Origin of the sequence: Flavobacterium sp. UBA4854 (assembly GCF_002399805.1) — a bacterium.
GTDB classification, from domain to species: domain Bacteria; phylum Bacteroidota; class Bacteroidia; order Flavobacteriales; family Flavobacteriaceae; genus Flavobacterium; species Flavobacterium ginsengisoli.
This window is the reverse complement of record NZ_DHEI01000105.1, coordinates 1-6,585: the sequence shown is the minus strand read 5'-3', so window position 1 is coordinate 6,585 and position 6,585 is coordinate 1. Positions and strand designations below refer to the sequence as shown.

The following is a 6,585-nucleotide window of genomic DNA, read 5'->3' as shown; positions in this document are numbered from 1 at the left end:
CTTGTCCAATCTTTATAGTCAACAAATTTCCATTCTTTACTTCCGTTTGGAACTGTTCTTGGCGAAGTTCCGTCATTCGGAATTACTTGTAACGTTTTTGAAGCTTGTTCTGCACAGTAATCTAACTGTTTTTTAATATTAAATGTTTTGTCTTTTTGAGAATAACCTTGATTTCCTAGAATAAACAATGCGGCAATCAGAGTGAAAATTTTTGCATTCATGTGGTCGATAGTTTGTTTAATCGATAAATTTATGAAATAAAGTGAATCCTTTAAGTTTTTGTACTTTTTGTTACCTAAAAGTGAATTATTGATGTACTATTTTATTCATGTTCTATGCCGCTCTTCTCTTTGTCAAAGTTTAAAACTTTGACAAAGAGAAATTACATCTGATTATATACATTTGCTTTAACCAAAACCCAATCTCAACTTGAACAAAACCAGAATTTCCTATTTCATAACTTTTCTAAGTATAATTTTCCTCGGAATCCTTTCTAGAAAAATTCCTTTTATCCCTTTATGGATTGGCGATTTTCTTTATGCAGTAATGATTTACTTTTTGGTTAGAATATTTTTCCCGTTCAAAAACGCTTTTTTGATATCCTTTCTTTCGCTGCTAATTTGCTATTGCATTGAATTTCTTCAATTGTATCAAGCGGAATGGATCAGTGAATTAAGAAAAACTCTTTTTGGAAGATACGTTTTAGGTCAAGGTTTTTTATGGTCGGATATTATGGCTTACACTTTTGGAATTTTTTCAGCTTTTATCTCAGAAAAAATCATTCTAAAATTTTTCACTCAAAAGTCTGAGTAATTTTATCAATATTCAAGCTATTAGCCATTGCCATAAATATTTGGTAATAAGTCTCTTTATTATCGTATAGTTCGTCATGAGTTCCTTTTTCTACACATCTTCCTTTTTCTAAAACAATGATATTGGAAGCATCGATAATCTGAGAAATACTGTGTGATATTATAATAACAGTTCGGTCTTTTTTAATTGCATCCAAAGATTTTTTAATTTGCTCGGTTGCAATTGCATCTAAACTTGCTGTTGGTTCATCCAGAAAAATTATAGGTGGATTTTTCAAAAACAATCTTGCAATTGCAATTCGTTGCTGCTGACCGCCAGAAAGCAAATGCGCATCAGAATCATAGCTTTTGGGCAATTGGATCACTTGTTCGTGAATATACGCCTGTTTTGCTGCTTCGATTACTTCTTCTTGAGAAGCTTCGGGATTTCCGTATAAAATGTTTTCGGCAATTGTTCCTTTAAAAATATGATTTTTCTGAAGCACCAATCCAATGTTTTTGCGGAGAAAATCGGTATTATAATCTATTAAATCTACTCCATCTAAAAAGATTTGTCCTGATGATGGCAGATAAAACTTATCTAATAAATTAATAATAGTACTTTTTCCAGCACCACTTAATCCTACAAGAGCTGATGTCTCATTTGGTTTTACCGTAAAATTAATATCGTAAAGCGACTGTGTTCCGTTTGGATAAACAAAATCGACATTTTTAACCTCAATTAATCCAACAATTTTTTCCGGAATATAATCGCCACTGGTTTCTACTTCCTGTTCTGATTCTAAAATATCAAAAAAGCCTTCTGAATAAATCAGCGCATCATTTACTTCATCATAAATTCTATGAAGTTGTCTAATTGGCGATGAAACATTATTAAAAAGCATAATATGAAACATAATCGCTCCAATTGTCATTTGATTATTCAAAACAAAATAAGCAGTCAAAATGATAATAATTACGACTCCAATCTGTTCGACAAAACTTTTTATGCTTTCAAAAATAAAACTAGTTTTTCGGGTTTCTAGTTGATTTTCAGTCATTTCAAACTGAATCTTTTCATGCCGATCTGCTTCTGTAGATTCGCGGACAAAAGATTTAATAACTGTTATTGATTCTATTAAACTAATGATTCCGTTATTTTTAGTCTCACGGTAATTTCGCATTCTTCGTCTGAATCCGCTCAATTTAGTTGCTTGCAACTGACTAATATAAAAGTAAATCGGAATAATGCATAAACTTACTAATCCTACATAAACATTGGCATAAAACATAATAACCAAAGCAACAAAAGCATTGGCAAATAAAGGCAGAATATCAATAAAGAAGTTCTGAACTAATCTGGTCAAACTGCTAATTCCGGCATCAATTCTAGTTTGAAGTTTTCCGCTTTCATTTTCATCAGAAGTGTAAAATTCCATTCTATAGCTCAGAATTTTTTCGACAATAGTTTGCGAAATATCTCGAGTAATGAAAATACGGAGTTTTTCTCCATAAAATTTTTGTCCAAACTGCACAACAGAATTTACCAATTCTTTAGTCAACAACACCACACTAATAATTCCTAACAAGTGAAATCCTTTAGATAAAGGTTCATGGGCAACCATCAGGTTGTTTATAGTATCTACTGTATACTTTAAAATAACGGCATTTACTTGTGCTGCAAACGAACCTAAAAAAGTTAGAAGTAAGGTTGCAGCTACCATTTTTCTGTATGGCTTAACAAAAGGCAGGATTTTTTTATATAATACAGATAATTGCATTTATTTCATTTTTAAGCCACATATCAAATATAAGAATTCTAAATTTGTGTTGAAAATCATTTAAAACTTTAATTCTATGAAACTTGTTTTCGCTTCCAATAACAAAAATAAAATCGCAGAAATTCAGAGTATGCTTCCAGAGAGCATCAAAATATTAAGCTTAGAGGATATTAATTGTTTGGAAGATATTCCAGAAACCGCCGATACAATTGAAGGAAATGCAATTTTAAAAGCCGATTACGTAACTCAAAAATACGGTTATGATTGTTTTGCAGATGATACAGGTTTAGAAGTTCTTGCTTTAAATGGTGAACCAGGAGTATATTCAGCTCGATATGCAGGAGAACAAAAAAATGCAGATGATAACATGAATAAGCTTTTGGAGGCTCTAAAAAATGAAAAAAATCGAGATGCGCAGTTCAAAACCGTTATTACTTTAAACTTAGAAGGAAAACAATATTTATTTACCGGAATTGCGAAAGGAGAAATTACAAATACAAAAACCGGAACAAACGGATTTGGTTATGATCCTATTTTTAAGCCCGAAAATTTTGACAAAACCTTTGCAGAATTACCCTTAGAGACCAAAAACACTATAGGTCACCGCGGAAAAGCTGTTAAGCAACTGATTGATTTTCTGAACACCACAAAATAATTGTTTAAAATACAACATTTTAGATGCTAAATTTTAGATTTTGAGACGTGTTTTTTGGCATATTTCTTCATTTAACACGAAAATTTATTTCAACAAAAATGTAACTTTTTGATAATCAATTCTTAACAAATACATAATTCTTAAAATTGCATTAGTTTATCTGAATAATTAGCAGTAATTTTGCACCCTATTTTAAAACACATATGAATAAATTTGAACAATTAGGATTGAATGAATCGTTACTGAAGGCGATTTTAGATCTAGGATTTGAAAATCCGTCAGAGGTACAGGAAAAGGCGATTCCCCTATTATTGGAAAAAGACACGGATATGGTTGCGTTGGCTCAAACAGGGACAGGGAAAACGGCAGCTTTCGGTTTTCCGCTAATTCAAAAAATTGATGCCGACAACAGAAATACACAAGCATTAGTTTTATCGCCAACACGCGAGTTATGTTTACAGATTACTAACGAACTTAAAAACTACTCTAAATACGAAAAAGGTATTAATGTGGTAGCAGTTTACGGAGGAGCTAGTATAACAGAACAAGCAAGAGAAATAAAGAGAGGTGCACAAATTATTGTGGCAACTCCAGGAAGAATGCAAGACATGATTAACAGAGGTCTAGTAAACATTAAAAATATAGATTACTGTATTTTGGATGAGGCTGATGAAATGTTAAACATGGGATTCTATGAGGATATCGTATCTATTTTATCAGATACTCCAGACGAAAAAAGTACATGGTTGTTCTCTGCGACTATGCCGCAAGAGGTTGCTAGAATTGCAAAACAATTTATGAGCGAACCAGTTGAGATTACTGTTGGTGCTAAAAACTCAGGTTCATCTACAGTTTCTCACGAATTTTATTTAGTTAATGCTCGTGACCGTTACGAAGCATTAAAACGTTTAGCCGATGCTAATCCAGACATTTTCTCAGTAGTTTTCTGTCGTACAAAAAGAGACACGCAAGCTATTGCTGAGAAATTAATTGAAGATGGATATAGCGCCGCTGCGTTACACGGAGATTTATCTCAAGCGCAACGTGATGGTGTAATGAAATCGTTCCGTGGAAGACAAATTCAGATGCTTGTTGCTACTGACGTTGCTGCACGTGGTATTGACGTTGATAACGTAACACACGTTGTTAACTACCAATTACCTGACGAAATCGAAACTTACAACCACCGTTCTGGCCGTACAGGTAGAGCTGGAAAATTAGGTACTTCTATTGTAATTGTTACAAAAAGTGAGTTACGTAAGATTTCTTCTATCGAGAGAATCATCAAACAAAAATTCGAAGAAAAAACAATTCCATCTGGAATTGAAATCTGCGAAATTCAGTTATTACACTTAGCAAACAAAATTAAAGATACTGAGGTTGATCACGAAATTGACAACTATTTACCAGCAATCAACAATGTTCTTGAAGATTTATCTAAAGAAGAATTGATTAAGAAAATGGTTTCAGTAGAATTTAATCGTTTCATCACTTATTACAAGAAAAACAGAGATATTTCTGTTCAATCTGGCGAAAGACGTGAAAGAGGTGACTCTGAACCAAGAGAATTCAATAACAACGGAGCAGTTCGTTATTTTGTAAACATCGGTTCTAGAGACAACTTCGACTGGATGTCATTAAAAGATTACTTGAAAGAAACATTAGATTTAGGTCGTGATGATATCTTTAAAGTAGATGTTAAAGAAGGATTCTCTTTCTTCAACACAGATCCACAACATACAGACAAAGTAATGGACGTTTTAAATAACGTACAATTAGAAGGTCGTCGTATCAATGTTGAGATTTCTAAAAATGACGGTGGCGGAAGACGTGACCACAACAACCGTGGCGGCGGAAGACGTGATTCTGGCAGAAGAGAAGGAAACTTCGCTCCAAGACGTGAAGGCGGATTTAGAGGTGATAGAAATTCTTCAAGAGAAGGTGGATCACGCGAAGGCGGATCTCGTGATGGAGGTTTTAGAGGTGATAGAAACTCAGCTCCTAGAAGAGAAGGTGGTTTTAGAAGCTCTGCTCCAAGAAGCGAAGGTGGTTCAGATAGAGCTCCAAGACGTTCAGAAAACTTCGGCGATAGCTCAAGACCAAGAAGATCTAGAAGAGATTAATCATTTAAGATCTTAAAATATAAATCCCAAATTCCTATTTTATATGGAATTTGGGATTTTTTCTTATATCTAATAACCTTATCAATGCCTTTGTTAATTTTCTTATAATTAAATTCCAAGACTATGAGATATTTAATCCCGATTTACTACTTTTAGTGCTTTAAATCAGGATATGAAATATTTCGCAGTTTTCTTTTTTACACTTATCGCTAACCTTGGTTTCGCGCAAGATACACAAGATGCACAGCCAACAGTTCCACAAAGAGTTTCAGGTTATGTTATTAACGACGACAGCAAACAACCGCTTGCTGGCGTAAATATCATTAACACCAACAAAGTACGTGGTGCAAAATCTGACGAAAAAGGGTATTTTGAAATTGATGTGCAAGTCAATGACACGCTTCATTTTTCTATTCTAGGATTTCAATCGCTAAGAATCAGAGTTACAAATGACTGGATTAAGAATAAAGTAACTAGAATTCAGCTTACAGAAAAAGCGATTGCTTTGGAAGAAGTGGTTATTGCACCTTTTTCCCTAACAGGTTATCTTGAAATTGACTCTAAATTAATTCCAACAAAAGAAAACTATCGTTATAGCATTTCAGGTTTAACGCAAGGTTACGAAGCCGGAGAATATGCTCCAAATGCTTTCGGAAAAGTTCTCGGTTCGATTTTTAACCCCGCCGACATGCTCTATAATTTCTTTGGAAAGAATGGAAAAGAACTCAAGAAGCTAAAGGAAATGAAAAAAGACGATACCGTACGAACGCTTTTAGAGTCCAAATACGATCGCGAAACCGTTGCAGTATTACTGGGTATCAGCAAAGACGAAATCCCTGAAATTATGCACCGTTGCAATTATTCTGATTCCTTCATTCAATCTGCAAACGATCTTCAAATTATGGACGCAATAAGTGCTTGTTACGAACAGTATAAAGTTTTGAAAAGAAATTAATATTTTCTCATAAAAAAATCCCCAATTTTTCAATTGGGGATTTTTTTTAGTCGCAGTTTTAAGTCTCAGTTTACAGTTTTATCGAACTGAATACTGCGACTGAAAACTATTTTTATTTAACTGGAATATTCTCTAAAATCTCTAGTACAAATTTCCAATATTTCTGTGCAGAAGAAATACTTGCTCTTTCATCCGGAGAGTGTGCTCCGTGAATTGTTGGACCAAAAGAAATCATATCCATATCTGGATAATTTGTTCCTAAAATTCCGCACTCTAAACC

The 6,585-nt window shown here is 33.7% G+C and carries 5 protein-coding genes and 2 pseudogenes; 4 read left to right on the top strand and 3 right to left on the bottom strand.

What is annotated here, in order from left to right:
• Positions 1–221: pseudogene (locus B3J44_RS15375) on the bottom strand (glucuronyl hydrolase); the annotation flags it as partial.
• 208 nt (positions 222–429) lie between these two features.
• Here B3J44_RS15375 and B3J44_RS15370 point away from each other — a divergent pair.
• Positions 430–813, top strand: coding sequence for a DUF2809 domain-containing protein (locus tag B3J44_RS15370; protein WP_286969419.1), 384 nt, complete (start codon positions 430–432; stop codon positions 811–813).
• Here the strand turns inward: B3J44_RS15370 and B3J44_RS15365 are convergent.
• On the bottom strand, positions 794–2,572 hold the full coding sequence (locus tag B3J44_RS15365) for an ABC transporter ATP-binding protein (protein ID WP_286969417.1): 1,779 nt from the start codon (positions 2,570–2,572) through the stop codon (positions 794–796). The genes B3J44_RS15370 and B3J44_RS15365 overlap by 20 nt on opposite strands.
• 76 nt (positions 2,573–2,648) lie before the next feature.
• On the opposite strand from B3J44_RS15365, the gene B3J44_RS15360 reads away from it, so the two are divergent.
• From B3J44_RS15360 to B3J44_RS15350, 3 genes are all read left to right on the top strand, one after another.
• Positions 2,649–3,227 carry a non-canonical purine NTP diphosphatase gene (locus B3J44_RS15360; RefSeq protein ID WP_198857037.1) on the top strand — a complete coding sequence of 193 codons (579 nt, stop codon included), beginning with the start codon at positions 2,649–2,651 and terminating at the stop codon, positions 3,225–3,227.
• A 203-nt stretch (positions 3,228–3,430) separates the two neighbouring features.
• A complete protein-coding gene (locus tag B3J44_RS15355; RefSeq protein ID WP_286969415.1) occupies positions 3,431–5,350 on the top strand; it encodes a DEAD/DEAH box helicase in 1,920 nt (639 codons plus the stop codon).
• A 172-nt stretch (positions 5,351–5,522) separates the two neighbouring features.
• The gene (locus B3J44_RS15350; RefSeq protein WP_198857035.1) at positions 5,523–6,305 is read left to right on the top strand and encodes a carboxypeptidase-like regulatory domain-containing protein; all 783 of its coding nucleotides are present in this window, start codon (positions 5,523–5,525) and stop codon (positions 6,303–6,305) included.
• Positions 6,306–6,417: 112 nt separating this feature from the next.
• Here B3J44_RS15350 and B3J44_RS15345 read toward each other — a convergent pair.
• A pseudogene (locus B3J44_RS15345) lies at positions 6,418–6,585 on the bottom strand (cytosol nonspecific dipeptidase); the annotation flags it as partial.